This is a genomic window from Streptomyces sp. NPDC006691 (assembly GCF_042869955.1).
Classification (GTDB): domain Bacteria; phylum Actinomycetota; class Actinomycetes; order Streptomycetales; family Streptomycetaceae; genus Streptomyces.
Genome location: NZ_JBIAGW010000013.1, coordinates 203,863 through 228,772, shown reverse-complemented (window position 1 = coordinate 228,772; position 24,910 = coordinate 203,863). Strand labels below are relative to the sequence as shown.

Here is a 24,910-nt window from a genome sequence, read left to right as displayed (position 1 = left end):
ATCGTGGCAAAGGACACAGTCCGCCCCCGTTTCGCCTACGACAACTGCCGTAGGGCGCTGCCTACTTGAGTCGTGCCATGAGGGCGTGTTCGACGAGGGTGATGAGGGCGCTTTTGGCGTCGGCGCGGTGGCGGGCGTCGGTGACGATGATGGGGGTGTCGGGGCCGATCTGGAGTGCTTCGCGTACTTCGTCGGGGGTGTAGGGCTGGTGTCCGTCGAAGCCGTTGAGGGCGATGACGAAGGGGAGTCCTGAGTTTTCGAAGTAGTCGACGGCGGGGAAGCAGTCGGCGAGGCGGCGGGTGTCGACGAGGACGACGGCACCGATGGCGCCGCGGACGAGGTCGTCCCACATGAACCAGAAGCGGTCCTGTCCGGGGGTGCCGAACAGGTAGAGGATGAGGTCCTGGTCGAGGGTGATGCGGCCGAAGTCCATGGCCACGGTGGTGGTGGTCTTGTCTCCGGTGTGGGTCAGGTCGTCGATTCCGGCGGAGGCGGAGGTCATGACGGCTTCGGTGCGCAGGGGGTTGATCTCCGAGACCGCGCCGACGAACGTGGTCTTGCCCACGCCGAAGCCGCCCGCCACCACGATCTTCGCCGACGTGGTGGAACGGGCGGCACCGCCGCTAGAGCTTGCGAAGTCCACTGAGCACCCTCTCAAGCAGCGTTACGTCCGGCGTGCCGCCGGTCTCTCCATTGCCCGGCTGGTGGATGGCCACCATGCCGGCCTCGGCCAGGTCGGCTACGAGGATCCGGGCGACACCGAGCGGCATCTGGAGCAGCGCGGAGACCTCCGCCACCGACTTGACCTCACGGCAGAGGTGGCATATCCGCTGGTGCTCGGGAAGCAGCGTGGCAAGGTGCGCCGGGTCTGCTGTGGTACTGACCAGCGCCTCGATGGCGAGCTGGTAGCGCGGCCTGGTCCGGCCGCCGGTCATGGCGTACGGACGGACCAGCGGCTGGTCGCCTTCACCGTCGTACGCCGCGTCGTGCAGCGCGCCGTACGAATCGTGTGAGGCGGGTGGCGGGGTCATTGGTTCCTCCGGGCGGGGACAGCAAGGCATCTGCAAGCCGTCTGACAGGGCCGGTGGGGGGGAAGTGGTACGGCCGGGACGGATGTTCTGCGTCGTGCGGGAGTCGTACGCGCCGGAGGGGGCGGCGCCTCGGCTCCCGACCCCCGGCCTCGCGAGCGGCTCGGCCGGGGGATTTGCGGTCAGTGGAGCAGGCTGCCCTGGAGTTCGGCGCGCAGGTCCGGAGTGAGGACGCTGCCCGCGCGGTCGACCAGGAGGGCCATCTCGTAGCCCACCAGGCCGATGTCGCACTCCGGGTGGGCGAGCACGGCCAGGGAGGAACCGTCGGACACGGACATCAGGAAGAGGAAACCGCGCTCCATCTCGACCACGGTCTGGGCGACGCTGCCCCCCTCGAAGATCCGGGAGGCCCCGGCGGTCAGCGAGGTCAGACCGGACGCCACGGCGGCCAGCTGGTCGGCGCGGTCGCGCGGGAAGCCTTCGGACATGGCGAGGAGCAGGCCGTCGGCGGAGACCACCACCGTGTGGGACACCCCTGGGGTGTTGTCCACAAAGTTGGTGATCAACCAGTTCAGGTTCTGTGCCGCCTGGCTCATCGGACTCAACTAACGCTCCTGCTGGTGAGTGGGGTCCACGTGGAAGCTGCCGGTCGAGCCGTTGTTGGCCTGCCGGCCCTGCTGGATGCCCCGGCGGAGATTGGTCAGTCGGCCGCGCACGTCATCGGGCGCCCGGGAGACCTGGGGTCCTGCCTGGTGGTTCTGCTGCTGTGCGGTGCCCGGCACCAGGTTGGCGCGCGGGACCCGCTTGGGAAGTCCGGACGTGGTCACGCCGCCGGCGGCGGGCTTGCGGGCCCGCTCGGCCTGGCGGACCAGGTCGTCGTTGGGCGAACTGCGCCAGGCGCCGCCGCTGTTGTGGCCGAACGAGGCGCCGCCCTCACGGACGGGGAGCTGCTCGGGGGCCGGCTGCTGCGGGTCCTGGGACGCCTGCGGGGCGCCCTGCTGCTGGCCGCCCTGCTGCTGGAACCAGTTGGTCTCCAGCGTGTCGTACAGCGGGGTGCGTCCGTCACCGGCGCCGGCCGGCGGCAGCGCCCACCCGTCACCGGGCCGCCGCGCCTCGTCGAGCGCTTCCGCGGCGCCTCCGTCCTCGGGCCGCGCCTGGGCGGGCAGGCTCGCTGCGGGCAGCCGCGGGGCGCCGAAGTCGTCGCCCTCGGGGCGCCGGCGCGGGGCACCGGGACCGAAGTCCTGGCCCTGCTGGGGCTGCTGCTGGTACTGCTGCGGCTGGACCGGCCGGGGCGCGGGCGGCCGCGGGGCGTTGAAGTCCGGGCGGGCGAACCCGGAGGTCGCCGCCGGGTTCTGCCGGTCGTCGGCCGAGGGGCGCCCGAATTGACCCGTGTCCTGGCCGGGCCGTGCGAACGAGCCGGTGGCGGACGGGTCCTGCGCGGGGCGGTCGAACTGCCCGGTGCCGGACGGGTCCTGGTCCGGCCGTGCGAACGAGCCGGTGCCGGAGGCCTGGTCGCCGTAGCCGTTGTAGGTGCCGGGGCGCTCGAACTGCCCGGTCGCGGCCGGGTCCTGCGCGGTCGGCGCGCCGAACACGTCGGGGCGTACGAACGTGCCGGTGCCCGAACCCTGGTCCTGCTGGGAGCCGGGCGGGGGGCCGTCGAAGTCCGGGCGCGCGAACTCGGCCGTGGCGGCCGGGCCCTGGCGGTCGTCGGAGGCGGGACGCTGGTACTGGCCGGTGTGCTGCTCCGGCTCCTCGTGGCCGCGCGGCGCGTCCAGGGGCGACGACTGGTCGGTGCCCCAGCTCGCGGCCTGCGGCCGGGCCGGCTGCTGCGTCAGCGGGTTGCCGCCGGGCAGCTCGGCACGCGGGGCGCCGGGCGGCGGGGTCATCGGACGGTCACCGCGGCGGGGGGCCGCCGGGGCACTGCCGAACGCGTTCTGCTGGCCCTGCTGCTGCGGGGCCTGGCCCTGCTGGGGGCCGCCGTTGCGGGGCGGCAGGGCCGCGCGCGGGCCCTGGCCGCCGGCGACCTGGCCGCGCGGGGCGCCCGCGCCGAGCCGTCCGGCGGGAGCACCCGGGCCGCCGCCGCTGAGCGGGCCGGCCGCGAGACCGGCGCGCGAGGGGGGACCGCCCGCGAGACCGGGACGGCCGCCCTGGCCCGCCGGGGCCTGCGGCTGCCCGGCACCCGGCTTGCCGGGCACCTTCTTGCCGCCCTGGGCGACGTCGACGGGGAGCATGACGAGCGCGGTGGTGCCGCCGGAGTCCGACGGGCGCAGCTGGATGCGGATGCCGTGTCGCAGGGACAGCCGGCCGACCACGAACAGACCCATGCGGCGCGAGACCGAGACGTCCACGGTGGGCGGCGACGCGAGCCGCTCGTTGATCGCGGCGAGGTCCTCGGGGGAGAGGCCGATGCCGGTGTCGTGGATCTCGACCAGGACGCGGCCGTCGGGCAGCGCGTGACCGGTGACGCGGACCTTGGTCTGCGGCGAGGAGAACGAGGTGGCGTTCTCCAGGAGCTCGGCGAGCAGGTGCACGAGGTCGTTGACCACGCGTCCGGCGACCTCGGTCGCGGGCACGGCGGCCAGCTCGATGCGCTCGTACTGCTCCACCTCGGACGCGGCGGCGCGGAGCACGTCGACCAGCGGGACCGGGCGGGTCCAACGGCGGCCCGGCTCCTCGCCGGCGAGGACGAGGAGGTTCTCGCCGTTACGGCGCATACGGGTCGCGAGGTGGTCCAGCTTGAAGAGCGAGGACAGCTGGTCCGGGTCGGCCTCGCGGGACTCCAGCTCGGAGATGAGCGAGAGCTGACGCTGGATCAGACCCTGGGAGCGGCGCGAGAGGTTGGTGAACATCGCGTTGACGTTGCCCCGGAGGAGAGCCTGCTCGGCGGCGAGGCGGACGGCCTCGCGGTGCACGTCGTCGAAGGCCGCGGCCACCTGGCCGATCTCGTCGCGCGAGTGCACGCCGACCGACTCCACCGAGGTGTCGACGTCCTGCGGGTCCGACTCCGAGAGCTGCTTGACGAGCTCGGGCAGACGGTCCTGGGCGACCCGGGTCGCGGTGTCCTGGAGGCGGCGCAGCGAGCGGATCATGGAGCGGGCCACGACGAACGCGCCAACCAGCGAGACGCCGAGCACGATGAGGATCAGCGCACCGTTGAGGATCGCGTCGCGCTGCGAGGAGTCGCGCAGCTCGCGCGCCTTCTGCTCCATCTCACCGAGCAGGGTCTGCTCGATGGTCTTCATCTGGTTGATCTTGTTGGAGTCCTGGTCGTACCAGTCGAGGTACGAGCGCCGCTGCTCCTGGTTGATGCCGCCGGTGTTCTTGAGCACCCGCTGCGAGTACGCGTTGGCGGCGGTGATCTCCGAGTTGCCCTTGTCGAGCGGGGCCATCAGCTCGGTGGAGTTGCCGCCGTTGGCCTCGTACACGTTCTGGAACGAGGCCAGTGACTGGCGCTCGCCGTCCTGGGCGGCCTTGGCGTAGAGGCGGTCGGGCTCCGTGAGGTCGCCCGCCTTGTCCTTGGTGGCCGGCAGCGCCGCGGCGATGATCGCGCGCTGGACCGAGGCGTACTCCTTGGCCGAGGAGAAGGCCGCGAGCGCACGGGTCCGCTTGATCATCTCCGGGTTGGAGGTGGCCTGGGCCATGTCCTGGGAGAGGCTGAGCAGACCGCGGATCACACGGCTGTAGGACTCGACCGTCTGGGAGTTGGTCGAGCCCTCCTTGTAGGCGGTCCTGCGGATGCTCTCCAGGTCCTGGAGCTGGATCGCGATGTTGGTGACGTTGCGCCGGATCGACTCCAGGGCGGCGTCGTTCTCCGTGCCGCTGACGTCCTGGGTCGCGTGGATGAACGACTTCCTGACCAGGTCGGTGGCCGAGCGGTCGGTCTGGACGCGGGCGTCGGAGGTCTGGGTGGAGAGCGGGCCCGCCGAGTCGTCGCGCTCGGTCTGGAGCGCGGCGGCGAGCTCGGTCGCCTGCTTGGTCATGTCGGTGAGCAGCTGCATGTGGTCGAGCTGCTGCATGTCGTTCATCGACTGCTGGATGCGCAGCCCGCCCAGGGTGGTCGCGGCCACCACGGGGAGGGCGAGCAGGGCGACGAGACGGGTCGAGATGCGCCAGTTGCGCAGGGCTATTCGGGAGCCCGTGTCCACGGGACCCGTGGGTTTGCGGTCGGCACCGGCGCTCTCGCCCGCGGACGGGCCGGCGGGCCCGCCGGTGCGGGCCGTCTGGCCGCCCGCCTCACCGGCCGGCGAGGCGGATGGGTTCTCGGGGCCCCGGGGGTTCTGGGCGTGCTGGGGCGAGGAACTGGCCGTCTTGGGGCCAGTCCCGCCCTGCGGCTCCTGCTCCGCCGCAGCGCTGCCATCCCTCTTGAAACGTCCCTGCACTAGCGTCGCAACCTCTGGACCAGGCGTCCCCCCGCTCGGGGCGGATGGGACGGTGTCGGCGTCATGGGGGCACTGCGCGCCCCCTGTGTGGTCTGAGTGACCGGCGCTTGTCCTGCTCCCCCTCCCGCCGCTCACCCGGCGCTGCGTTGCGCCCCTGCGCACCGGTCAGTGACCCGCGGCGGTGCGTGGAATTCCAGCACAGTGCCGGATCTCCAACAAGGCCCGCGTACCGGGCCGTGACCTGAGTGACACATTGTGAGTATCACGTCACAAGACGTAGAAAGTGATCACGGAGAAAACGGACTTATGCTTACGAGTCACTTACGGGCGGGGGGTGTCCCAGTCGCGATGATCAGGAGCGGAATGAAGGGTTCGATGCCCAAATGTCCGTTCCTGGAGCGGCAGTTGACGGACCTTTATATCCCTTTTGCGGCTTGATTCGTGAGCAAACTCACATGTTGATCGTCGTCTCTACGACCCTTTGCCGGGAATTCGAATGTTTAGCCTGACGCTTTACAGGGATGGCCAGACCGACAATCGGCGCCCTCCGGCGCCCGTAAAGACAGGGTTCGTAGCAGAGATGAAGACGACGATGATCATCCGCAACATAGCCAACCCGCGCCGCACCACCCTGGCGCACCTCGCGGATGCCGAGGAACTGCAGCGGGCGGCCCAGCCGGAGCACACCGTCGAACTGCCGACCCAGACGGCCAACCCGCGCCGCACCATCCTGATGAAGGCCCCGGCCGCGACCCCGGCCCCGGCTCGGGCCGAGGCCGCCACCGTCTGACCCGGCGCCCCCGCGACGCCTGACCGGGTGGCCCCGCGACCCTGACCGGGTGGCCCCGCGGCAGCCGAGCGGGCGGCCTCGCGGCCGGGCACATCGCACGGCCGGTGCCCTCGCCCGCGTTAGCCTGGAGCGTCAGACTCCGGCCGCTCGGCCAGTACCAGCTAAAGCGAAGTGAGGGGCGACAGCACTCGTGCGCATCGCCAGGTTCTCCATCGACGGCAATGTCGCCTTCGGAGCCGTCGAGGGTGAAGGCCCCGACGGTCTCGTACTCGACATCATCAAGGGCATCCCGTACGCGGACTTCGAGCTCTCCGGCACCAAGGTGCCGCTGAGCAAGGTCCGCCTGCTGCCGCCCGTGCTGCCCAACAAGGTCGTGGCCATCGGCCGCAACTACGCGGAGCACGCCAAGGAGCTCGGCAACTCCGTCTTCGACGACCAGGGCCGTCCCGAGGCACCGGTGGCCTTCTTCAAGCCGACCACCTCGGTGATCGGCTCCGGCGACACCATCGAGTACCCCTCCTTCTCCAACGAGCTGCACCACGAGGCCGAGCTGGCCGTCGTGATCGGCCGCATGTGCCGTGAGGTCCCGCGCGAGCGCGTCAAGGACGTCATCTTCGGCTACACCTGCGCCAACGACGTGACCGCCCGTGACGTCCAGCAGCGCGAGAAGCAGTGGGCCCGGGCCAAGGGCTTCGACACCTCGTGCCCGCTGGGGCCCTGGGTCGAGACGGACCTGGACCCGAGCGACCTCGCCATCCAGGCGACCGTCAACGGCGAACAGCGTCAGCTCGGCCGCACGGCCGACATGATCCGCTCCATCGAGGACCTGGTCGTCCACATCACCGAGGCCATGACGCTGCTCCCGGGCGACGTCATCCTCACCGGCACCCCGGCCGGGGTCGGCCCCCTCAACGTCGGCGACGAAGTCGCCGTCACCATCGAAGGCATCGGCACTCTCACCAACAGGGTGATCAAGCGTGGCTAACCCCCTGGACGCGAAGGTCCGCGTCCGTTTCTGTCCCTCCCCGACCGGCAACCCCCACGTGGGTCTGGTCCGCACCGCCCTGTTCAACTGGGCGTTCGCCCGGCACCAGGGCGGCACGTTCGTCTTCCGCATCGAGGACACCGACGCGGCCCGCGACAGCGAGGACTCCTACAACCAGCTCCTGGACTCCCTGCGCTGGCTGGGCTTCGACTGGGACGAGGGCCCGGAGGTCGGCGGTCCGCACGCGCCGTACCGCCAGTCGCAGCGCATGGACATCTACCGCGATGTCGCCGAGAAGCTGCTCGCCGCCGGCCACGCGTACAACTGCTACTGCACCACCGAGGAGCTGGACGCCCGCCGCGAGGCGGCCCGCGCCGCCGGCAGGCCGTCCGGCTACGACGGCCACTGCCGCGACCTGAGCGCCGAGCAGAAGCAGGCGTACGAGGCCGAGGGCCGCAGCCACGTCGTCCGCTTCCGGATGCCCGACGAGGCGACCACCTTCACGGACCTGGTCCGCGGCGAGATCACCGTCCAGGCGGAGAACGTCACCGACTACGGCATCGTCCGTGCGAACGGGGCGCCCCTCTACACCCTCGTGAACCCGGTCGACGACGCCCTGATGGAGATCACCCACGTCCTGCGCGGCGAGGACCTGCTCTCCTCCACACCGCGCCAGATCGCGCTCTACAAGGCGCTGATCGAGCTGGGCATCGCCCAGCAGGTCCCCGCCTTCGGCCACCTGCCGTACGTGATGGGCGAGGGCAACAAGAAGCTCTCCAAGCGCGACCCGCAGGCGTCCTTGAACGTCTACCGCGAGCGCGGCTTCCTCCCCGAGGGCCTCCTGAACTACCTCTCCCTCCTGGGCTGGTCGTTCTCCGCGGACCAGGACGTCTTCTCGATCCAGGACATGGTCGCGAAGTTCGACATCGCGGACGTGAACGCCAACCCGGCCCGCTTCGACCTGAAGAAGGCCGAGTCCATCAACGCGGACCACATCCGCATGCTGGACGAGAAGGCGTTCGCCGCGGCCTGCGAGCCGTGGCTGCGCGCGCCGCACGCGAACTGGGCCCCCGAGGCGTTCGACGAGAAGGCCTGGGAGGCGATCGCCCCGCACGCCCAGACGCGCGTGACCGTCCTCTCGGACATCACGGCCAACGTCGACTTCCTCTTCCTGGACCAGCCGGTCGAGGACGAGGCGTCCTGGGCGAAGGCGATGAAGGAGGGCTCGGACGACCTCCTGCGCACGGCCCGGGAGAAGCTGGAGTCGGCGGACTGGACGTCCCCCGAGTCCCTGAAGAACGCGGTCCTGGCGGCGGGCGAGCAGCACGGCCTGAAGCTCGGCAAGGCCCAGGCCCCCGTCCGCGTGGCGGTCACCGGCCGCACGGTCGGCCTCCCCCTCTTCGAGTCCCTGGAAATCCTGGGCAAGGAGAAGACCCTGGCGCGGATCGACGCGGCACTGGCGAAGCTGGCGGCGTAGACGTCCGCGAGCGCGCGAGCGAGGGGCGGCAGCCGATCCGGCTGCCGCCCCTCCGCGCGTCGCTACCCCAACCGCCGTGCGGCCAGAGCGAGCCAGGCTCCGGGGGAGAACGGGGCGGGCGGGTCGACCTCCATGCCCAACTCGGCGACGGCGAGCGCGCATTCGGCCTCGTCGAGGCCTAGGGCGAGCAGCTCGTGCAGCTCCCCGACGGTCCTGGCGACGAGCGAGGGATCCGTCGTCGCGCGGTAGTCCTCGATCACGGCGTCGTGGTCCTCGAACTCGTCCGGCATGTCCTGCGAGAACCAGCCGCCGAGCAGCTGCCCGAGCTCGGGAAAGCGTGCGTGCCACTCCCAGTGCGTGCGGGGCACGGAGGGTGCCGGTGCCTCGCCGTCCTCGATGCTGCGCCTGAGGTGGTCGGCGAGGAGGACGAGCCAGCCTTGGATCTCCGCGTCTCTCAGTCCCACATCCGGCACCGGGTAGAACTCGCCGAGCCGCTGCCTCAGTCGGCCCGGAGGGTGCTGGGCGTATTCCCGCAGCTGCTGCTCGGCGACGGCGAGTGCCCACGGCCCGGAGTGCCAGGTGTGCCGGACGTAGGCGTCGAGCGCAGGGCTGCGCCGCTCGGGGGTGTCGGCGGCTTCCTGTCCGAGGTAGGCGCGCATGACTTGGTCCAACTCGCCGTAATGCGCGTCGTGTTGCAGGGGCTTCAGGGACATCGGACGGCCTCAGAGGTAGATCGGGAAGGTGGCGTGCACGGTGAACCCGTGTGGGCTGGACTCACTGCGCCGCAGTACGACCCGGGCCGCTCGCACCTCGATCGCGCCCCGGCCGGCCAACGACATCGCCTGGAGCAGCACGCGGCCGACGGGTTCCTCTCGCAAAGGCCAGGCGGCCTCGATGGTGAGCCGCTCCCTCGTCGCTTGCGCGAGCCACCGGTGGATGACCTGCTCATTACGCGTCACGACGTGCTGCGTTGCCCACTGAGCGGTGTCGCGGTCGGGGTAGGTGGCGGCACGGTTGGGAACGACCCCGCCGGCTTCCGGCTCGCTCGCGCTGTTGATGATGCTCATGAGATCCCTTCGGGAGGCGCCGTCAGGGGGCCGGATGGGTCGTGGGGCATGGCCTTGGCGGCCCCGCAGCGACGGAGGTGTACCGCTCTTCGTGGATCGTCGGGTCCTGTGCCCGGGCGGCGGTTGTTCCTCGTGCCGACCCGGCGGCTCCGTCGCAGTTCGTAGCCATTGAGCAGTGCAGCCATCCTATTCGGTCGCGGCTCGGTTGGTGCTCTTTCATTCCTAGACAGGGTTGAACGACCAGAAAATGCCAACTTCGGAGTCCGATACGACCGCTAGGCCGTAGTCCGCAGTATATTCCGTGAAGGGAGTCCACCCGGGGCCGGCATTGCGCGCGTCAAGGTTCGGGGTTCTTGTGTCCCTGGCCTCGGTGAGATTTGTATAGCATGTGCGACTTTTGGCGAATCGGGAAATAAGCGTTCTTGCCGCAATCAGCAAACCTTCGGGGTTCTCCTGAAATCCCGGGACTTCTGTGATGTGGCACCAGTCGTTCATGAGCGCGACGAGCAACCGTTCCGCACTGTCGGCGTCGATCTCATGAAGATTACGGGAGATCTGTTCGGTGGAAACGACATTGAACGGAAAGTCTCTCCGGCCGACTCCGGTCGGCTGGTCGTTCCTGTCTTTGTCCCAGTCCTGGCCGGCCCAGCCGCGTGGGTCGGATACGTCCCGCCGCATGACGGCCCATGCGTCTGCATCCCATGAGTGGTTGCTTCTGGGGCCAACGGAGACGAAGACGTACTCATCCTCGTACAAAGTGTTGAGCGCGGCGGCCCAAGTTTCACGTGTTGTTGTATGCATGGGACTTCCCGAGGTGGGAGCTTGGCTTCACACGGCAGGCATGGAAGTAAGCACGGAAAACGGAGGGATCAGGCTCGGATCGTATCGAAGGATGGTCTTGGTCTTGTGTGCCTCCACGGCCCGAGCCTCAAGCCCTTGGTACTTGAACCCTGTTCCTGCCACGCCTGGTATTGGCTGCTTGCTGACCGAGTGCCCGGTGACGCGGCCGTCCGGAGCGGTGCTGATAAAAGCCTCTTTGTCTCCGACAGCGGGAGGCCCTGACAGCCACGTCTGAATTTCCGGGGCTCTCTGGTCGATGTTGTTCTGAGTGAATTCTTGGGCTTCTTCCGCATTCTTGAAGGAGGAAGAAGCGCCAATTTTTGGCTTTCCGTGAAGCCAAGTTCCCGTGGGGGGATCTCCCTGATCCCGAAGCCGCTGGGCCAGCTGCGCGTCATCACTTCCTGCATGACCCCGAGGGTCTCGCGGATGCGCACGGCATCCTGGGCGGCTCCCCTGTGCAGATCGCGGTAGGCGGAGCCCGTGGTTCCCTGCCATCCGGCCTGGATGTGGTCGACGATCCCGTCCATGCGGCGGACCTGACGGTCCAGATGGCGTCGCATTTCTTCGAGGTCGTCGGGCAGCTTGCTCAGGCCGTCGTCGTCAGGTGTTCTGAGGTCCGGATTGCCTTGCATGCCGCCCCTCTGCCTCCCGTACTCCTGTGCGATCGCGCGTGTTCAACGAGCTTGACAACGGGCCCCAGAGGCAAGGAAGTTGCTACTGGGCCAGGCGCGGTGGCGTGGAGGGTGGCGTCCCGAATCGGATGTCAGTGGGCCGAGTTATGTTCTTCGGGCAGTGCGCGCAACGCTGCGGACCGCCGTCGCCACGCCTCACCGGGAGACCCTCATGCCCATGCCCGCCCCCGACTTCTCCTGGCACTTCACTCCGGGCAACGTGTTCGAGGAGGAGTCGGGCAGTACCGGCACGATGAGTGTGGTGCGCGGCGGGGAGTTGTGGCTGCACACCGGGCGGGTCATCGCCTGCGACCCGTTCGTCTCGCTGGGGGCCGGGGAGGCCGAGCCGTTCACGGCGTGGGTGGCGCCGGGGCGCTATCCGGTGGAAGCGGCCATAGCCACCCTGGTGCGGCCGGGGGAGCCGGAGGTGGACGGTCCGCATCTGCGGGTGGCCGCCGCGCGGCTCGTCATCAAGGACGTCCCCGCCGTCTCCTGGGAGCTCGCGCTCCAGCCGGGGCAGGAGCTCGCCGAGCTGGATGACGAGGAGTTCTTCGGCTACGGGGTCGACGCCGGTACCGGATGCTTCTACGACGCCGGGTCCGACGGGTCCTTCCCGGACTGCGAGGGCGACGAGGGCCCGCTGTGGGACGCCTTCGACACCGTCCCGCCCTCACCGGGCCCGCACACCGTCACCGATCCCGCATCCGGCCACAACCTGATCGCCTTCACCTCGGGGTGGGGCGACGGCGCGTACCCGACCTGGATAGGCAGGGACGAGGCCGGCACGGTCACCTGCTTCGTCACCGACTTCTTCGTCGTCCCCGCCGAGGCGCTGGTCCCCTGAGCCGGCGGCCCCGCCGCATATGCCAGAACCCGGCCCGCCCGCCGGGCCGGCGGCCTAAGCTCGAAGCATGGCCATCCGCGCCGTCCTCTGGGACATCGACGACACGATCTTCGACTTCGCCGCGGCCTCCCGCTCCGGCATTCGCGCGCACCTCGACATCGAGGGCCTGCCCCCTGCGTACGACTCCCTGGAGGCGGCTCTCGACGGCTGGGACGAGCTGACCGCCTTCCACTGGGCCCGGTTCGCCGCCGGGGAGACCGACTGGCACGGGCAGCGGCGCGACCGCGTGCGGTCGTTCCTCGGCGAGGCCATGAGCGACGAGCGGGCCGAGGCCTGGTTCGAGCGGCACATCGCGCACTACGAGGCCGCCTGGAGCCTGTTCCCGGACACGCTGCCCGTCCTCGACGTGCTCGCCGACGAGTACCGGCATGCCGTGCTGTCCAACTCCTCCCTGCACAACCAGGAGCGGAAGCTGCGGATCCTGGGTGTGCGCGACCGCTTCGAGGCGCTGCTCTGCGCGGCCGAACTCGGTGTGGCCAAGCCGCAGGCGGCCGCGTTCCTCGCCGGCTGCGAGGCGCTCGGGCTGCCGCCCGAGGAGGTCGTCTACGTGGGCGACCAGCCGGACATCGACGCCCGGGGGGCGGTCGAGGCGGGGCTCAAGGCGGTCTGGCTGGACCGGTCGGGGGAGGGCGGCAGGCCCGAGCTCGTGCGCATCACCGGACTTGACCAGCTCCCCGGCCTGCTGCGCCGCGATACCCGTTTTGGAGCGCCGGACACCTTCGGGTAATGTTCTTCCTGCGCCAAGGGGAACGGGAAGAAAAACCCCGAACCGGAAGCGCAAGCCAAGCAAAACTCCCCACGGGGGTTGCGTTTTGGTGGGCTATGGTGTAATTGGCAGCACGACGGTTTCTGGTTCCGTTAGTCTAGGTTCGAGTCCTGGTAGCCCAGCTCGCAGAGCTTCATCTGCAAGGCCCCCGTTGTGTAGCGGCCTAGCACGCCGCCCTCTCAAGGCGGTAGCGCCGGTTCGAATCCGGTCGGGGGTACAGATCCTTCCCGCGGGATCACCAGGGTCGCACCCGGTGAACCTGATGCAGGATCGCTAGGGCCCCCGTTGTGTAGCGGCCTAGCACGCCGCCCTCTCAAGGCGGTAGCGCCGGTTCGAATCCGGTCGGGGGTACTGGTCTAAACCACCATGGGCTATGGTGTAATTGGCAACACTACGGTTTCTGGTACCGTCATTCTAGGTTCGAGTCCTGGTAGCCCAGCGGGTCATTTCAAGATCCTGGATCTTCTCTCGAAGGTCCGAAACGCAGGTAGGCCCCCGTTGTGTAGCGGCCTAGCACGCCGCCCTCTCAAGGCGGTAGCGCCGGTTCGAATCCGGTCGGGGGTACGCACAGAGAATGGGCCCTTCGCATCTTGCGGAGGGCCTTTTCGTTTGCCTGCTCGGGGGGCGGCGGCCTCGCGCCACCCCCGCCGCCCGGTCACCCGTTCGTGAAGCGCCGCTCGGACTCACGCGCCTCGGCGATCCTGCGCAGGCTCAGCAGTACCGGCTCGTACAGCACGGTCAGGGCCACCGCCGCCTCCACCTGTGCGTCGGGCGATTCGTAACGCTCCACCAGGTCGAGGTCCGTCACCGCCAGTTCGGCCGCCGCCCGTGCGTAGGGCAGCAAGTCGTCGACGGCGCACGGGTAGTTGAGCCGGGCCAGTGCCCCCACCGCGTCGACGAGCCTGCCGTAGGCGGGGGAGCCCGGGCCGCAAGCGTGCGGGCCCTCCAGCCAGTTGAGCCGGGAGAGCAGTGCGTCGACGGTGCGTCGGGCGAGGTCCGCGGCGGGGGCCTCGGGGTCGGATTCGGGCGGGCTGGGCAGGGCCCCTACCGCGATGCCCAGGCGGTGGTGGTGGTCGAGGGAGTCGTCCTCCAGGGCGGCGAGCACCTCCCGGGCGGTGGCCACCGGAACCCTGCCGACCTGGATCAGGGCGCGCACCAGCCTCAGGCGCTGGAGGTGGCTGTCGTCGTATGCGGACCGGGTGGCCGTGACCCGGCGGCCCGGCGGCAGCAGTCCCTCGCGCAGGTAGTACTTGATCGTGGCCGTGGAGACCCCGCTGCGTTCGCTCAGTTCCGCCAGTTTCACGCCGGTCCCCCTTGCGCCGTTTCTTGGAGAGTGTCACTATCCAATCATGGATAGTTCGGCTATCCAATGGTCGGGAATCGCGACAGGGGGAACGTCATGAACGACAAGCCGGTCGAGGGGCGCATGACCGCCGCCGCCGAGGGCGACGTGGTCGTCTTTCTCATCGGGATGCGGGTCAACAGCTTCAGGGCGCTGCGCAGTTGGCTGCCGGTCTCGGCGGCCATGCCGCGGATGCTGAAGGAGCTGGAGAAGGAGAAGGGGCAGGGCATCGGACTCCTCGGCTACCGGCCCGTGCTCGGCGGGCCGCGCCTGATCGGCGTGATCCAGTACTGGGAGTCCAAGGAGAAGCTGCTCGCCTACGCGTCCGCCGGGGACAAGGAGCACCGGCCGGCCTGGGCGGCCTTCAACCGCCGGGCCCGGGCGGGCCGGGGCAACGTCGGAATCTGGCACGAGACGTATGTCGTGCCGGCCGGATCGTACGAGTCGGTGTACGTGAACATGCCGGAGTCGGCCTCCGGTCTCGGCGCGGCCACCGGCCTGGTCCCGATCGGCCGAGGTGGCGACCGGGCGGCAGACCGTCTCAAGATCAAGGCTGGCTGATCCCACCCCTCGGACACCAGGGGATGTCTCCATTCGCGGAAGGCGGCCGGCCCCGGGCACACCAGGGGCTTGTGCGGTGGCCCGGTGGCCCTGCGGTGGGGAATGTCCGGCGTTCCCCCGACCTGCCATCCGCAGGCGTGCGCGAACCGTTGGCCCGGCCCGATACCGAGGTCGCGGCGGAAGTTCAGGGGCCACTCGAAGTCAACCGCTGACGGGCAATGCAACGCCGAACAGCATCACCTACGGACCTGGACACCCCCGTGGCGCCGCCCCTCCTTACCCTGTCCAACTCATCTGCCCCACGCTCAACTTGGCAAGCCCTCGTCTTGGCTTTCCGGGTGAGAGCATGGAGCATGGGCCTTTGCGGGCGGTCGAGGCGAGAGGTCCATGATAAAGATTCTGATTGCCGAGGACATGGCGATGCTACGCCGGGCGCTGGTCGAAATCCTTTCACTGGAAGCGGACTTCGATGTGGTGGCCGATGTCGACTCCGGGGACGAGATCGTCCCGAAGGCAATCGCCCTGCAACCGGATGTCGCTGTGCTCGACATCGGTCTGCCCGGCATGGACGGCATCTCCGCGGCCGCCGCGCTGGGTACGGTCCTGCCCGATTGCCGGATCCTCATGCTCACGGGACTAGGCAACCCCAGCACGCTGCGCCGAGCCCTGGCCACCCGGGCCACGGGTTTCCTGCGCAAGGACGCCGATCCCGCTCAACTCATGGGCGCGATAAGGGCGGTGGCCTCCGGAGAGACGGCGATCGACCCCCAGCTGGCGATCGCGGCGCTCCAGGACGTGACACAGCCGCTGGCGCCCCGCGAACTGGAGGTCCTCCGGCTCGCCGCCGCGGGCGAGGGCACCGCCGCCATCGCCCGCAGGCTGTTCCTCTCGCCGGGCACGGTACGCAACTACCTGAACAGCGCCGTGGTGAAACTGGGCGCCCGCAACCGTATGGACGCGGTACGGATCGCGCGCGAGAGCGGCTGGATCTGAGGCTCGGCCGGGAATTTCCGCCGGGCGCGGGGGCGGGACGGGGATCTCCTGGGCCGCCCGACGAGTCGTGCCGGGAACTTTCCCGTCGCCCTTCGGCTCAGGCCTCCTTGTTCAGGCTTCCCTCCAGCCCCCTTCTCAGGCCGCTGTCCGGCCCCGGCCGGCCCGGCCGAGCCGTGCGTCCCCTTCCGCGGGACGCACAGCTGCCGCGGGGGGACGGAGGAAGCGGCGCCTCGGCTCCTGGGCCGCTGCCGGGAGCGGGACGACCGCTGTCAACGAGAACCATTTGTCGTCCACGATCTCGGTGTTGAGCCGGCCCTCCAGCGCTTCGAGGCGTTCGCGAAGGTTGGTGAGACCGCTTCCCGGCAGCGTTCCGCTGGTCGGGCTGACCGGGGTCTCCTGGATTCCGTCGTTGGTCACGATCAGTCGGACCGCGCCCGGTTCGCGGCTGAGCTGGACGATGCAGCTTGCGGCCCGGCTGTGCCGGAGCGCGTTGGTGATTCCCTCGCGCAGCACCGTCGCCAGTGTCGTCTCGATGTCGGGCGGCAGGGGCCCGGCGCTGCCGCGGGACACGGCGCGGATGCCCATGTCCCCGAGAATGGCGAAGAGGGTGTCGATCTCCGTGCTCAGCGACATGGCGCGGTAGGTCTGCGAGACGGCCCGCACATCGGCGAACGCCCGCTGCGTGGTGTCCAGGATCTCCGTCAACTCCTGGCGCAGACGGGCGTGTTTGGAAGGCGGCAGGCGTCGAGCCAGTTCGCACTTGAAGGCGATCGTGGTCAGGCTGATGCCCAGCAGATCGTGCAGATCGCGGGAGAACCGCAGCCGTTCCGCCTCCAGGGCCATTCTGGTGAGCTCGTTCCGGGTGCGGTGGGCCTCCTCGACGAGACGGGTCAGCTCGGAGAGCCCGTAGACCACCAGCCCGGTCAGCGCGGTCGCGACGGTCCCGTACCAGAGCGAACCGCGGCCCATTCCCGTCCCCAGCACCAGCAGGCCGGCCGACCCGACGGCCAGCGCGTACATGAGCCACCTCCACCAGGACGGCAGCACGAGCAGGGCGGAACCGGCGAGGAACCCCGGGGTGGCGAGCCAGGCCTCGGCATAGGCGAGAAACGGAACGTAGGTGAGGACGGCCTGGCACCCGAAGCTCCAGTACTGGAGGCCGGCCAGCCGCGGGAGGAGGTGCGGGAAGGAATGGGCCAACTGGAGCCCGTAGACGAAGAAGAGAGTGGTCATGCCGGTGGCCAGCCCGGCCGCCGAGGTGCGGTCTTCCACCAGATAGCCCACGCCGACGCCGAAGAAGGCGACGAGCACGGCGAAGGTGATGGCGACGGCGGTGCCGAGGGCGAGGTGTCTGCTTCGCGCGTCCTCCTGTTCGACGTGCGGGTCACGGTGCAGAGCAGAACCTTGCATCTCTTCCCCCCGGACGAGCCGAACGAGTCAGTGAGTCTGGCTGCGCTGCCCCAGCCTCTCACGACATACCGGGAAGATAGAGGAATTCGTGGTCGATTTTAGTCGTCGGAATGCCGGGAAGGGGAACTCGAAGGGGTAATGGCCGGACCTGGTCAAGTTATCGGTATCGTCGGCGAGTTGAGGTCCGGCGAAGGTGTCGCCACACCCGTCACGATGCCGCGCGCGAAGAGGAGTTCCGCGACCTTGTGCAAGGGAACCGAAAGGCGGTGACGCGATCGCGCCGCGTCGACGTTCACCTTCACCGGAATCCGGTATTCCTTCTACGGCGCGAGGGCTTTTCACCTCGCGGACGCCGCTTCGATCAGGGAAGCAAGCCACGGCAGCTCGGGGCCGGCAGACGGGGGTGAACAACCGACCCCGGCTGCCGTGGCTCGTTCGGAGGGTGCCGCTAGACGCGGCTCTTGGCGCGGTAGAGGTGCATGGTCAGCGGGGCGAAGATCAGCGTGATGACTCCACACGCCAGCAGGACCCAGCCGATGTCGGTGCCATCCGCGTGGCCGTGGACCAGTCCGCGTACGGCGGTGGCCGCCCTGCTGACCGGGTTGGCGTTGACGATCGCCTCCATCCAGCCCGGCATCGTCTCGGGCCGCACGAAGATGTTGCTCGTGAAGACCAGGGGGAACATCACCAGCATGCTGGAGCCGGACACCGTCTCCGGCGCCTTGGCGACCACGCCCAGGGCGGCGAAGATCCAGCTGACGCTCACCGCGAAGACCAGCAGCAGGAGCATCGCGGCCAGCACTCCGCCCACCCCGCCCTCGGGCCGGAAGCCGAGTGCGAGGCCGACGGCCATCGTGGTGGTCAGGGCCAGCACGTAACGGAAGATGTCGCCGAGGATGCTTCCCACGATGGTGGCCGGCTGCCAGAACGGCAGGGTCCGGAAGCGGTCGTAGATGCCCCGGGTGATGTCCATGTTGAGCGCGGTGCCGGTGTAGACCGTCGGCATCACGACCGTCTGCACGAGGACGCCGGGCAGGAAGTACTGAAGGTATTCCTTGGTGGACCCGGCGAACGCGCCGCCGAAGAGGTAGGTGAAGGTCAGCAGGAAGACGATGGGCATCAGCGTGACGTCGAACAGCACGGCCACGCCGTAGTGCTTCATCTTCCGCATGGTCCGCCAGGCCGAGACCCGCACCGCCGTCAGCGGGTTGGGGCGGGAGGGGCGGATCTGGCTGGTGAGGGCCTTGCGCAGAGCGTCGGCGGGCACGCCCGGGGTGGCCGCCGTCTCGGATGTGATGGTCATGCCGCGTCCTCTTCGTTGGCGGTGCTGTCTTCGGCGGGGCGCCCGGTCAGGGCCAGGAAGACCTCGTCGAGACTGGGTCGGCCGAAGGCGAAGTCCGAGACGGCGATCTCGGCGCGGGCGAGTTCGGCCAGGGCTCGGACCACCCGGTCGTTGTCGTCGGTCCGCACGGAGAGCGCGAACGGGTCGGACTCCTGGAAGACCGGCGACGCGAGCGTCCGGGTGAGTAACTGGGAGGCCTCGGGGCGGCTTTCGGCGTTGACGAGCCGTACGTGCAGAGCGCCGGTGCCGACCGACGCCTTGAGTTCGCCCGTGGTGCCCTCGGCGATGACCCGGCCGTGGTCGATGACGGCGATCCGGTCGGCCAGTTGGTCGGCCTCGTCCAGATACTGCGTGGTGAGCAGGATCGTGGTGCCCAGGGCCACCATCGCCCGCACGCTGTCCCACACCTGGTTGCGGCTGCGTGGGTCGAGTCCGGTGGTCGGCTCGTCCAGGAAGAGCAGGTCGGGGGTGATGACCAGGCTGGCGGCGATGTCGAGCCGACGGCGCATGCCCCCGGAGAAGGTCTTGGCCTGCCGTCCGGCGGCATCGGTGAGGTCGAAGGCCGCGAGCAGTTCCTCGGACCGGTCCGCGGCCTGTGCGCGGGAGAAGCCCAGCAGCCGGGCGAGCAGGGTCAGGTTCTCGGTGGCGGTGAGGTCTTCGTCGATCGAGGCGAACTGGCCGGTGAGGCTGACCCGGCTGCGTACCGCCTCGGCCTCCTTGACGACATCGTGCCCGAGCACCCGGGCGGTTCCACCGTCGGGGGTCAACAGGGTGGACAGCATCCGGATCGTCGTCGTCTTGCCCGCGCCGTTGGGCCCCAGCACCCCGTACACGACGCCCTGAGGGATGGCCAGGTCGACGCCGTCGACGGCGCGGGTCTCACCGAAGACTTTGACGAGGCCCGACGTCTCGATGGCAAGAGTGGATTGCGAACTCAATCTGTGACTCCTTGGTCCTGATGCGCCACGAGGGGCTGCGCCCACGGCAGGCACACGGGAGGGACTCCGAGGGGTGGAAGGGGTGGAAAAAGAGCGACACCCAGGGTCAATATTCAAATTTGACCACTCCCTCAAAGCTAGAGCACGAGGAGCCAGCTATGCAAGTTTGATTAGTGAGTCATGTGGAGGTGATCAGTTCGTCGGTGACTCGGCGGGGGCGTGCCAGGCTCCCGGCATTCCGAAGGCGTGCCGGTGCTCGCCGGCCATCTCGTACTCCCCTGCCCTCACTCGTTCCAGCAGGTCATGGGTCCACTCCACGCTGAGGTCCGTATACCGCGTGCGCATGGTCCACAGCTCACTCAGATGCGGCGGCAGGCCCTCGGCGTGGGCCGCCGTGGATTCCTTGCGGAGCGCCGCCTGCTGTGTCTCCAGGATGTCCAGGCGGGTGGTGAGGGCAGCGACGGCGCGGTCGCGGGGGAGTGCGGGCATCAGGGCGAGACCGGCACTGAGCATGTCGGCCCGGTGCTCGGGCCGTTCCAGGGCGTCGACCAGCAGCCGGAAGAACTCCTCGTCCCCCTCAGGGGTCACGCTGTAGTCCACCCGCCCCGGCCAGTGCGCGATCTCGCTGGCCTCCAGGAGGCCCGCCTTCGCCAGCTGGCGCAGAGCGTGATAGATCGATCCGGGCTTGACGTTCGCCCAGTCGTCGATCCCCCAGGACAGCAGCTCGGCCCGCACCCGGTAGCCGTGCGTCCTGCCGAAACCGCGTACCACTCCGAGGACCAACAGCCGCGTCGCCGACATCATCACCCCGTTCCGCCTGGTGCGGCGCACCGCCTGCCCGCCGCCCGCCTGGGCGTCAGCATAGTGAACCGCCGGCGGCGGGCACGGAGCACACCCCGTCACCGAACTCCCCTCGGCGGACAGGCGGTTGAGCCACGCGGCAGCTCAGCTGCTCGCCTCAAGCTCGACCTTCGGAACGTCCGGCAGCTTGCCCAACTGGACCAGCAGGGGGCGCATGTTGATGACGTCCCAGTGCTCGACGACCTTGCCGTCGGCGAAGCGCAGCTCCTCCACCAGGTGCCAACTCACGGGCCGGCCGGTCGGTTTCACGCCCATGAACTCGTTCTGGTGGGTGGCGGTCACGGTGATCCGCAGGATGACCCGGTCCTCCTCGGCCATGATGCTCTTCACTTCGAGCCGAAGATCGGGGAACGCCTTCAAGCCGCCCTCCATGAGCTTGATCATGTCGGCGGAACTCACCTCGCTGTCCTCGGAGTAGTGCACGATGTCCGGCGACCAGTGCTTGATGATCCCGCTCAGATCCCACCGGTTCCAGGCGGCGACCATCTCCAGGCACAGCGCCTTGCGATCGGCCAATGACATGGCGATTCCTCACAGTCTCGCGGACGATGTCCCGCCAGCCTGCCGCCGCCCGCGTGAAATCGCCTGAAGGACCGCTCCATTCCTCCTTGAGCGGCGCGGGCAGTCCCGATCCATCGGGGCTCGCGGGTCCCTCCAGCCCGGCGCGACAGCCTTGGCTTCCTGGAACCACCTCTCCGGCATACCACCGGGGAGCACGCCCGTCTGCCGAGGAGGAGCCTTTGAACATCCTGGTGACCGGTGCCACGGGCAAGGTCGGCCGCCATGTCGCGGACGGCCTGGTGGCCAAGGGGCATCATGTGCGGGCGCTCACCCGGACACCGTCGACCGCCGGGCTGCCGAAGGGGGTCGAGGTCGTCCAGGGAGATCTGGAGCAGCCGGGAACCCTGTCGAAGGCCCTGGAGGGTATCGACCGGATGTACCTGTTCCCGGTGCCCGAGACCGCCCACGTGGTGGCGGGACTGGCCCGGGACGCGGGGGTCCGGCACATCGTCGTCCTGTCGTCCAGTTCGGTGCTTGAGGACCCCGGCAACCCCAGCCACCAGCACCACCGGACGGTCGAACGGGCCGTCGAGGAAAGCGGCGCGGACTGGACCTTCGTGCGCCCCGACGAGTTCGCCGGCAATGTCCTCTGGAAGTGGGGGGAGTCCATCCGTACGGAGAACGCGGTGCGCGCCCCGTACGGCAAGGCCGCCCGTGCGATCGTCCACGAGGCCGACATCGCGGCGGTGGCGGTGGCCGCACTGCTGGAGGACGGGCACGCGGGCGCGCGGTACCTGGTGACGGGCCCCGAGGCACTGACACAGATCGAGCAGGTCCGCGTACTGGCGGAAGTGACCGGCCGGGAGATCCGCTTCGAGGAGCTGAGCCGTGAGGCCGGGCGCGCGGCGATGAGCGGTTTCATGCCGCCCGTGGTCGTCGAGATGCTGCTCGACTACCTCGCCGCATCGGCCACCGCACCCGGCCCGGTGAGCGATGTGGTGCGGAAGGTCACGGGCCGGGAAGCGCGCACCTTCGCGAGCTGGGCCGCGGAGCACGTCGACAATTTCAGCAGTTCCGGCTGAGGGAGGGGAGACCGCGATGTACGGATCCGGGATGGCCGAGATATACGAGCTGCTCCACGAGTCGCGCGGCAAGGACTACGGCGCGGAGGCCGCCACCGTCACGGAGCTTGTCAGGAGCCGGAATCCGCAGGCGGCCTCGTTGCTGGACGTCGCCTGTGGTACCGGCGCACATCTGCGTCACTTCGCCGCACTCTTCGACAAGGTCGAGGGGCTGGAGCTGTCCGACGCCATGCTGGCGATGGCACGCACCGCCGTGCCCGCCGCCGTTTTGCACAGCGGCGACATGCGCGACCTGTCCCTGGGGCGCTCCTACGACGTGATCACCTGCATGTTCGGCGCGATCGCCTATCTGAGGGACACCGCCGAACTGGCGACGACCCTGCGGTCGTTCGCGGACCATCTGGCGCCGGGCGGTGTTGTAGCGGTCGACCCGTGGTGGTTCCTGGAAACCTCCCTCGACCGCCATGTCAGCGCGGACACGGTGACCGTGGGGTGCCGGACCATGACCCGTGTCTCCCACACCGAGCGGGAGGGGCACACCTCGCACATGGTCGTGCACTACGTGGTGGCCGAACCCGACAGCGGGGTGGAGCACTTCGCGGAGAAGCACTCCCTGACCCTCTTCACGCGGGCCGAGTACGAGGAGGCGTTCCGGCACGCCGGCCTGCGGGTCACCTTCGTCGAGGGGATCCAGTCGGGCCGCGGCCTGTTTCTCGCGGACCGGGCCGAGGGCGGGCGGGACTGAGCGAACGCCCACGGCGAAGGGGCGGTGACCGCCCCTTCGCCGTCAGCCGGGCAGTTGTACGGACAGCGCGTGCCTGAAGACGTTCTTCGGATCCCAGCGGGCCTTGACCTTCTGGAGGCGCGGATAGTTCCCCTTGTAGTAGAGGGTGTGCCAGGGCACTCCGGAGGTGTTCCAGGCCGGATCGGCCAGATCGATGTCGGGGTAGTTGATGAAGGTGCCCTCGGTCCGGTCGTCGGGCACGGGAACGCCGCCGGTGGTGGCGAAGACATCGCGGTAGATCGCCCGGATCCAGGCGAGGTTCGCGTCGTCCTGCGCGGGATCCATCCACGTCGCGGACATCCACACCTTGATGATGGAGTCCCGCTGGGCGGTGGCGGTGGCCGTCTCCGGCACGGTGTTGACCTTCGCGCCGTAGGAGTAGAGCGATACCTCGCCCCAGACGGGGGAGTCGGCGCTCAGATACCGGTAGAGGGTGGCGGACTGGGCGGCGGTCCACGGCTTGCGCAGATAGGCGCCCTTCGACTTCGTCCGGTCGAAGCCGCCCGTGTCGAACTTGTTGGCCAGCGTGGCGCGCAGCCAGGGCTCGGTGCTCCGCTGGACGGCGGGCTGCACACCGGTGCCCTCGTTGATCGCGGCCACGAAGTCGCTCAACAGTTTTTCGGCGCCGTCGAGTCCGCCGTCGATCTGGGTGTCGAGCAGGATCTGCCCGGCTGCCCGGCTGTTGAGGTAGAAGACGCTGTGCAGACTGGCGTACGGGGTGTCGGCGACGCTGTTGCGCTGGTGCCAGGCCCCGTGGTTGGCGATGATCCGGGTGAACGCCGTCTCCGTGAGGGCGGACCAGTCCCACGTCACGAGGTGCCGCAGGGTCGACCGGGGTGCCTTGGGCAGCAGTGCGGAGGGGTCGTTGCCGGTGGCTCCGGGTGTGCGGAACCAGTAGCGCGTGACGATCCCGAAGTTGCCCCCGCCTCCGCCGGTGTGGGCCCACCACAGCTCGCGGTTGGGATCGTCGGCCGCGCTGGTGGCCACGACCTTGCGGGCCCGGCCCGAGGCGTCCACGACGACGACCTCGACGGCGTACAGATGGTCGGCGACCACCCCGTCGCGACGGGAGAGCGGGCCGTAGCCACCTCCGAGGACATGGCCGCCGACCCCCACCTGAGGGCAGACGCCGGCCGGAATGGTCACGCCCCAGTCGAGATACAGGGTGCGGTAGGCCTCGCCGAGGGTGGCGCCGGGCTCCACGGCGAACGCCCGCCTGGCGGAGTCGTAGCAGACCTGTCTCATCTCGGACATGTCGATGACGGCCTGGACGGCGGGGTCGTCCACGAAGCCCTCGAAGCAGTGGCCACCGCTGCGCACGGCGACCCGCCGGCCCGCTCCCAGCGCCCGGTTCACCGCGTCGACGACCTGGTCCGCGGTGTGCACGACGTACACGGTGTCGGGTCTGCCGCGGAAGCGCCCGTTGAAGCCCCGTGCTACCAGGTCCTGGTAGCGCCGGTCGGTCCGGTCCACCTGGACGAGCCCGGTCCCGGGGCCGCACGCGCCGCCTCCCGCCGCTGCCGGCACGGCCGCCTCGGCGACCGAGGCACCCGGCACGGCCGCTGTCACCACGGCCGCTCCACCGACCGCAGCCGCACTGCCGAGGAATCCGCGGCGCGTGAATTCGTTCAACACAAACACCCTTCCTTCCCTGTCATGACATTGTTCCGGTCATTCGCCGGAGCCGGACGCCACTGCCGTGGGCGGCTACGGCCCCACCGGTTCCAGGATCACCACGGGAATCTCCCTGGTGGTCTTCTTCTGGTAACTCTTGTACTGCGGGAAAATCCCCGCCATGAGTTTCCACAGTTCCGGCTTCTCCTCGGTATTCGCCGTGCGTGCCCGCACGTCGAGATGCTCCTCACCGATCTGGATGTGCGCCTCGGGTGAAGCGACCAGATTGAGATACCAGAGCGGATGCTCGGGTTTTCCGCCGTTCGAGCCGACCACGATGACGTTGTCGCCGTCCCGGCCGTAGATCACCGCGGTGCGCCGCAGCCGGCCCGACTTCCGGCCGCGGGTGGTGAGGAGCAGGGTGTCCAGCCCGTACCACTTCTGCCCCTCCTTGCCGCCGCTGCGGTCGTAGCGGCGTATGTGCGCGGCGACCCAGCCCGTCGGGCTGTCGACGGGCGTCTCGTCCTGCTGTTCCGGCTGCTGCTCATCCGGCATGGCCCCTCCGAGCTAATCAA

25 protein-coding genes, 5 tRNA genes and 1 pseudogene are annotated in these 24,910 nt (G+C 69.3%); 14 read left to right on the top strand and 17 right to left on the bottom strand.

What is annotated here, in order from left to right; translation table 11 throughout:
* Window positions 1-61 precede the first annotated feature (61 nt).
* From ACFYNP_RS26730 to ACFYNP_RS26715, 4 genes are all read right to left on the bottom strand, one after another.
* Window positions 62-643 carry an ATP/GTP-binding protein gene (locus ACFYNP_RS26730; RefSeq protein ID WP_100577621.1) on the bottom strand — a complete coding sequence of 194 codons (582 nt, stop codon included), beginning with the start codon at window positions 641-643 and terminating at the stop codon, window positions 62-64.
* The gene (locus tag ACFYNP_RS26725) at window positions 624-1,031 is read right to left on the bottom strand and encodes a DUF742 domain-containing protein (protein ID WP_053727885.1); all 408 of its coding nucleotides are present in this window, start codon (window positions 1,029-1,031) and stop codon (window positions 624-626) included. Before ACFYNP_RS26725 ends, ACFYNP_RS26730 begins: the two co-directional genes overlap by 20 nt.
* Before the next feature lie 179 nt (window positions 1,032-1,210).
* Entirely contained in the window at window positions 1,211-1,624 is a 414-nt protein-coding gene (locus ACFYNP_RS26720; RefSeq protein WP_100577622.1) for a roadblock/LC7 domain-containing protein, read from the bottom strand.
* Window positions 1,625-1,633: 9 nt separating this feature from the next.
* Entirely contained in the window at window positions 1,634-5,407 is a 3,774-nt protein-coding gene (locus tag ACFYNP_RS26715) for a nitrate- and nitrite sensing domain-containing protein (RefSeq protein ID WP_388788835.1), read from the bottom strand.
* A gap of 580 nt (window positions 5,408-5,987) precedes the next feature.
* Between ACFYNP_RS26715 and ACFYNP_RS26710 the strand changes: the two genes are divergently transcribed.
* The 3 genes from ACFYNP_RS26710 (at window position 5,988) to gltX (ending at window position 8,659) form a co-directional block, all read left to right on the top strand.
* Window positions 5,988-6,197, top strand: coding sequence for a hypothetical protein (locus tag ACFYNP_RS26710; RefSeq protein ID WP_388788832.1), 210 nt, complete (start codon window positions 5,988-5,990; stop codon window positions 6,195-6,197).
* Between the two features lie 190 nt (window positions 6,198-6,387).
* Window positions 6,388-7,182: a fumarylacetoacetate hydrolase family protein gene (locus tag ACFYNP_RS26705; RefSeq protein ID WP_100577876.1), complete on the top strand. Its 795-nt coding sequence runs from the start codon at window positions 6,388-6,390 to the stop codon at window positions 7,180-7,182.
* Window positions 7,175-8,659: a glutamate--tRNA ligase gene (gene gltX / locus ACFYNP_RS26700; RefSeq protein ID WP_388412087.1), complete on the top strand. Its 1,485-nt coding sequence runs from the start codon at window positions 7,175-7,177 to the stop codon at window positions 8,657-8,659. The genes ACFYNP_RS26705 and gltX overlap by 8 nt, the downstream gene beginning before the upstream one ends.
* 62 nt (window positions 8,660-8,721) lie before the next feature.
* On the opposite strand, the gene ACFYNP_RS26695 is transcribed toward gltX, so the two are convergent.
* The 5 genes and pseudogenes from ACFYNP_RS26695 to ACFYNP_RS26675 form a co-directional block, all read right to left on the bottom strand.
* On the bottom strand, window positions 8,722-9,372 hold the full coding sequence (locus tag ACFYNP_RS26695; RefSeq protein WP_388788829.1) for a contact-dependent growth inhibition system immunity protein: 651 nt from the start codon (window positions 9,370-9,372) through the stop codon (window positions 8,722-8,724).
* A 9-nt stretch (window positions 9,373-9,381) separates the two neighbouring features.
* A complete protein-coding gene (locus ACFYNP_RS26690) occupies window positions 9,382-9,726 on the bottom strand; it encodes an RNase A-like domain-containing protein (RefSeq protein WP_388788827.1) in 345 nt (114 codons plus the stop codon).
* A 222-nt stretch (window positions 9,727-9,948) separates the two neighbouring features.
* Entirely contained in the window at window positions 9,949-10,527 is a 579-nt protein-coding gene (locus ACFYNP_RS26685) for a hypothetical protein (RefSeq protein WP_388788825.1), read from the bottom strand.
* 27 nt (window positions 10,528-10,554) lie between these two features.
* Window positions 10,555-11,061, bottom strand: a complete 507-nt coding sequence (locus tag ACFYNP_RS26680; protein ID WP_388788874.1) for an RNase A-like domain-containing protein — start codon at window positions 11,059-11,061, stop codon at window positions 10,555-10,557.
* Window positions 11,013-11,126 (bottom strand): annotated as a pseudogene (locus tag ACFYNP_RS26675) (WXG100 family type VII secretion target); the annotation flags it as partial. The gene ACFYNP_RS26680 and the pseudogene ACFYNP_RS26675, both read right to left, overlap by 49 nt.
* 283 nt (window positions 11,127-11,409) lie before the next feature.
* On the opposite strand from ACFYNP_RS26675, the gene ACFYNP_RS26670 reads away from it, so the two are divergent.
* The 7 genes from ACFYNP_RS26670 (at window position 11,410) to ACFYNP_RS26640 (ending at window position 13,471) form a co-directional block, all read left to right on the top strand.
* Window positions 11,410-12,081, top strand: a complete 672-nt coding sequence (locus tag ACFYNP_RS26670; RefSeq protein WP_388788822.1) for a DUF4241 domain-containing protein — start codon at window positions 11,410-11,412, stop codon at window positions 12,079-12,081.
* A gap of 67 nt (window positions 12,082-12,148) precedes the next feature.
* Entirely contained in the window at window positions 12,149-12,868 is a 720-nt protein-coding gene (locus ACFYNP_RS26665) for an HAD family hydrolase (protein ID WP_388788819.1), read from the top strand.
* An 89-nt stretch (window positions 12,869-12,957) separates the two neighbouring features.
* Window positions 12,958-13,029 (top strand) — tRNA-Gln (locus ACFYNP_RS26660).
* Between the two features lie 22 nt (window positions 13,030-13,051).
* A tRNA-Glu gene (locus ACFYNP_RS26655) sits at window positions 13,052-13,124 on the top strand.
* A gap of 61 nt (window positions 13,125-13,185) precedes the next feature.
* Window positions 13,186-13,258, top strand: a tRNA-Glu gene (locus ACFYNP_RS26650).
* Between the two features lie 16 nt (window positions 13,259-13,274).
* A tRNA-Gln gene (locus ACFYNP_RS26645) sits at window positions 13,275-13,346 on the top strand.
* 52 nt (window positions 13,347-13,398) lie between these two features.
* Window positions 13,399-13,471 (top strand) — tRNA-Glu (locus tag ACFYNP_RS26640).
* 91 nt (window positions 13,472-13,562) lie between these two features.
* On the opposite strand, the gene ACFYNP_RS26635 is transcribed toward ACFYNP_RS26640, so the two are convergent.
* Window positions 13,563-14,210, bottom strand: coding sequence for a MerR family transcriptional regulator (locus tag ACFYNP_RS26635; RefSeq protein ID WP_388412091.1), 648 nt, complete (start codon window positions 14,208-14,210; stop codon window positions 13,563-13,565).
* Window positions 14,211-14,306: 96 nt separating this feature from the next.
* Between ACFYNP_RS26635 and ACFYNP_RS26630 the strand changes: the two genes are divergently transcribed.
* Together ACFYNP_RS26630 and ACFYNP_RS26625 are read left to right on the top strand one after the other, a co-directional pair.
* Window positions 14,307-14,810: a DUF4188 domain-containing protein gene (locus tag ACFYNP_RS26630; RefSeq protein WP_388788816.1), complete on the top strand. Its 504-nt coding sequence runs from the start codon at window positions 14,307-14,309 to the stop codon at window positions 14,808-14,810.
* A gap of 387 nt (window positions 14,811-15,197) precedes the next feature.
* Entirely contained in the window at window positions 15,198-15,803 is a 606-nt protein-coding gene (locus tag ACFYNP_RS26625) for a response regulator (protein ID WP_388412095.1), read from the top strand.
* 135 nt (window positions 15,804-15,938) lie between these two features.
* Here ACFYNP_RS26625 and ACFYNP_RS26620 read toward each other — a convergent pair whose 3' ends face one another.
* The 5 genes from ACFYNP_RS26620 to ACFYNP_RS26600 all read right to left on the bottom strand — a co-directional run bounded on the left by ACFYNP_RS26620 (window position 15,939) and on the right by ACFYNP_RS26600 (window position 20,876).
* The gene (locus ACFYNP_RS26620) at window positions 15,939-17,213 is read right to left on the bottom strand and encodes a sensor histidine kinase (protein ID WP_388412097.1); all 1,275 of its coding nucleotides are present in this window, start codon (window positions 17,211-17,213) and stop codon (window positions 15,939-15,941) included.
* A gap of 448 nt (window positions 17,214-17,661) precedes the next feature.
* Window positions 17,662-18,516, bottom strand: coding sequence for an ABC transporter permease (locus tag ACFYNP_RS26615; RefSeq protein ID WP_388788814.1), 855 nt, complete (start codon window positions 18,514-18,516; stop codon window positions 17,662-17,664).
* Window positions 18,513-19,493: an ATP-binding cassette domain-containing protein gene (locus tag ACFYNP_RS26610; protein WP_100577884.1), complete on the bottom strand. Its 981-nt coding sequence runs from the start codon at window positions 19,491-19,493 to the stop codon at window positions 18,513-18,515. The genes ACFYNP_RS26615 and ACFYNP_RS26610 overlap by 4 nt, the downstream gene beginning before the upstream one ends.
* A gap of 192 nt (window positions 19,494-19,685) precedes the next feature.
* Window positions 19,686-20,297 (bottom strand): PadR family transcriptional regulator, encoded by a 612-nt coding sequence (locus ACFYNP_RS26605; RefSeq protein WP_388412100.1) that lies wholly within the window; start codon window positions 20,295-20,297, stop codon window positions 19,686-19,688.
* Between the two features lie 141 nt (window positions 20,298-20,438).
* Entirely contained in the window at window positions 20,439-20,876 is a 438-nt protein-coding gene (locus ACFYNP_RS26600) for an ester cyclase (RefSeq protein WP_100577885.1), read from the bottom strand.
* 218 nt (window positions 20,877-21,094) lie between these two features.
* Between ACFYNP_RS26600 and ACFYNP_RS26595 the strand changes: the two genes are divergently transcribed.
* Together ACFYNP_RS26595 and ACFYNP_RS26590 are read left to right on the top strand one after the other, a co-directional pair.
* The gene (locus tag ACFYNP_RS26595; RefSeq protein ID WP_388788811.1) at window positions 21,095-21,937 is read left to right on the top strand and encodes an NAD(P)H-binding protein; all 843 of its coding nucleotides are present in this window, start codon (window positions 21,095-21,097) and stop codon (window positions 21,935-21,937) included.
* Between the two features lie 31 nt (window positions 21,938-21,968).
* The gene (locus tag ACFYNP_RS26590; RefSeq protein WP_388412104.1) at window positions 21,969-22,682 is read left to right on the top strand and encodes a class I SAM-dependent methyltransferase; all 714 of its coding nucleotides are present in this window, start codon (window positions 21,969-21,971) and stop codon (window positions 22,680-22,682) included.
* A 42-nt stretch (window positions 22,683-22,724) separates the two neighbouring features.
* Here the strand turns inward: ACFYNP_RS26590 and ACFYNP_RS26585 are convergent, their stop codons facing one another.
* Window positions 22,725-24,353 (bottom strand): FAD-binding oxidoreductase, encoded by a 1,629-nt coding sequence (locus ACFYNP_RS26585; protein WP_388412106.1) that lies wholly within the window; start codon window positions 24,351-24,353, stop codon window positions 22,725-22,727.
* A 75-nt stretch (window positions 24,354-24,428) separates the two neighbouring features.
* A complete protein-coding gene (locus ACFYNP_RS26580) occupies window positions 24,429-24,890 on the bottom strand; it encodes a nitroreductase family deazaflavin-dependent oxidoreductase (protein ID WP_388412107.1) in 462 nt (153 codons plus the stop codon).
* Window positions 24,891-24,910: the final 20 nt, after the last annotated feature.

Coding starts and splice junctions, on each gene's coding strand:
- ACFYNP_RS26665 (WP_388788819.1), top strand. CDS start 12,149: ATGGCCATCCGCGCCGTCCTCTGGGACATCGACGACACGATCTTCGAC.
- ACFYNP_RS26615 (WP_388788814.1), bottom strand. CDS start 18,516: ATGACCATCACATCCGAGACGGCGGCCACCCCGGGCGTGCCCGCCGAC.
- ACFYNP_RS26600 (WP_100577885.1), bottom strand. CDS start 20,876: ATGTCATTGGCCGATCGCAAGGCGCTGTGCCTGGAGATGGTCGCCGCC.
- ACFYNP_RS26670 (WP_388788822.1), top strand. CDS start 11,410: ATGCCCATGCCCGCCCCCGACTTCTCCTGGCACTTCACTCCGGGCAAC.
- ACFYNP_RS26685 (WP_388788825.1), bottom strand. CDS start 10,527: ATGCATACAACAACACGTGAAACTTGGGCCGCCGCGCTCAACACTTTG.
- ACFYNP_RS26695 (WP_388788829.1), bottom strand. CDS start 9,372: ATGTCCCTGAAGCCCCTGCAACACGACGCGCATTACGGCGAGTTGGAC.
- ACFYNP_RS26580 (WP_388412107.1), bottom strand. CDS start 24,890: ATGCCGGATGAGCAGCAGCCGGAACAGCAGGACGAGACGCCCGTCGAC.
- ACFYNP_RS26710 (WP_388788832.1), top strand. CDS start 5,988: ATGAAGACGACGATGATCATCCGCAACATAGCCAACCCGCGCCGCACC.
- ACFYNP_RS26690 (WP_388788827.1), bottom strand. CDS start 9,726: ATGAGCATCATCAACAGCGCGAGCGAGCCGGAAGCCGGCGGGGTCGTT.
- ACFYNP_RS26725 (WP_053727885.1), bottom strand. CDS start 1,031: ATGACCCCGCCACCCGCCTCACACGATTCGTACGGCGCGCTGCACGAC.
- ACFYNP_RS26620 (WP_388412097.1), bottom strand. CDS start 17,213: ATGCAAGGTTCTGCTCTGCACCGTGACCCGCACGTCGAACAGGAGGAC.
- ACFYNP_RS26630 (WP_388788816.1), top strand. CDS start 14,307: ATGAACGACAAGCCGGTCGAGGGGCGCATGACCGCCGCCGCCGAGGGC.
- ACFYNP_RS26590 (WP_388412104.1), top strand. CDS start 21,969: ATGGCCGAGATATACGAGCTGCTCCACGAGTCGCGCGGCAAGGACTAC.
- ACFYNP_RS26720 (WP_100577622.1), bottom strand. CDS start 1,624: ATGAGCCAGGCGGCACAGAACCTGAACTGGTTGATCACCAACTTTGTG.
- ACFYNP_RS26680 (WP_388788874.1), bottom strand. CDS start 11,061: ATGGCAGGGAACCACGGGCTCCGCCTACCGCGATCTGCACAGGGGAGC.
- ACFYNP_RS26625 (WP_388412095.1), top strand. CDS start 15,198: ATGATAAAGATTCTGATTGCCGAGGACATGGCGATGCTACGCCGGGCG.
- ACFYNP_RS26605 (WP_388412100.1), bottom strand. CDS start 20,297: ATGATGTCGGCGACGCGGCTGTTGGTCCTCGGAGTGGTACGCGGTTTC.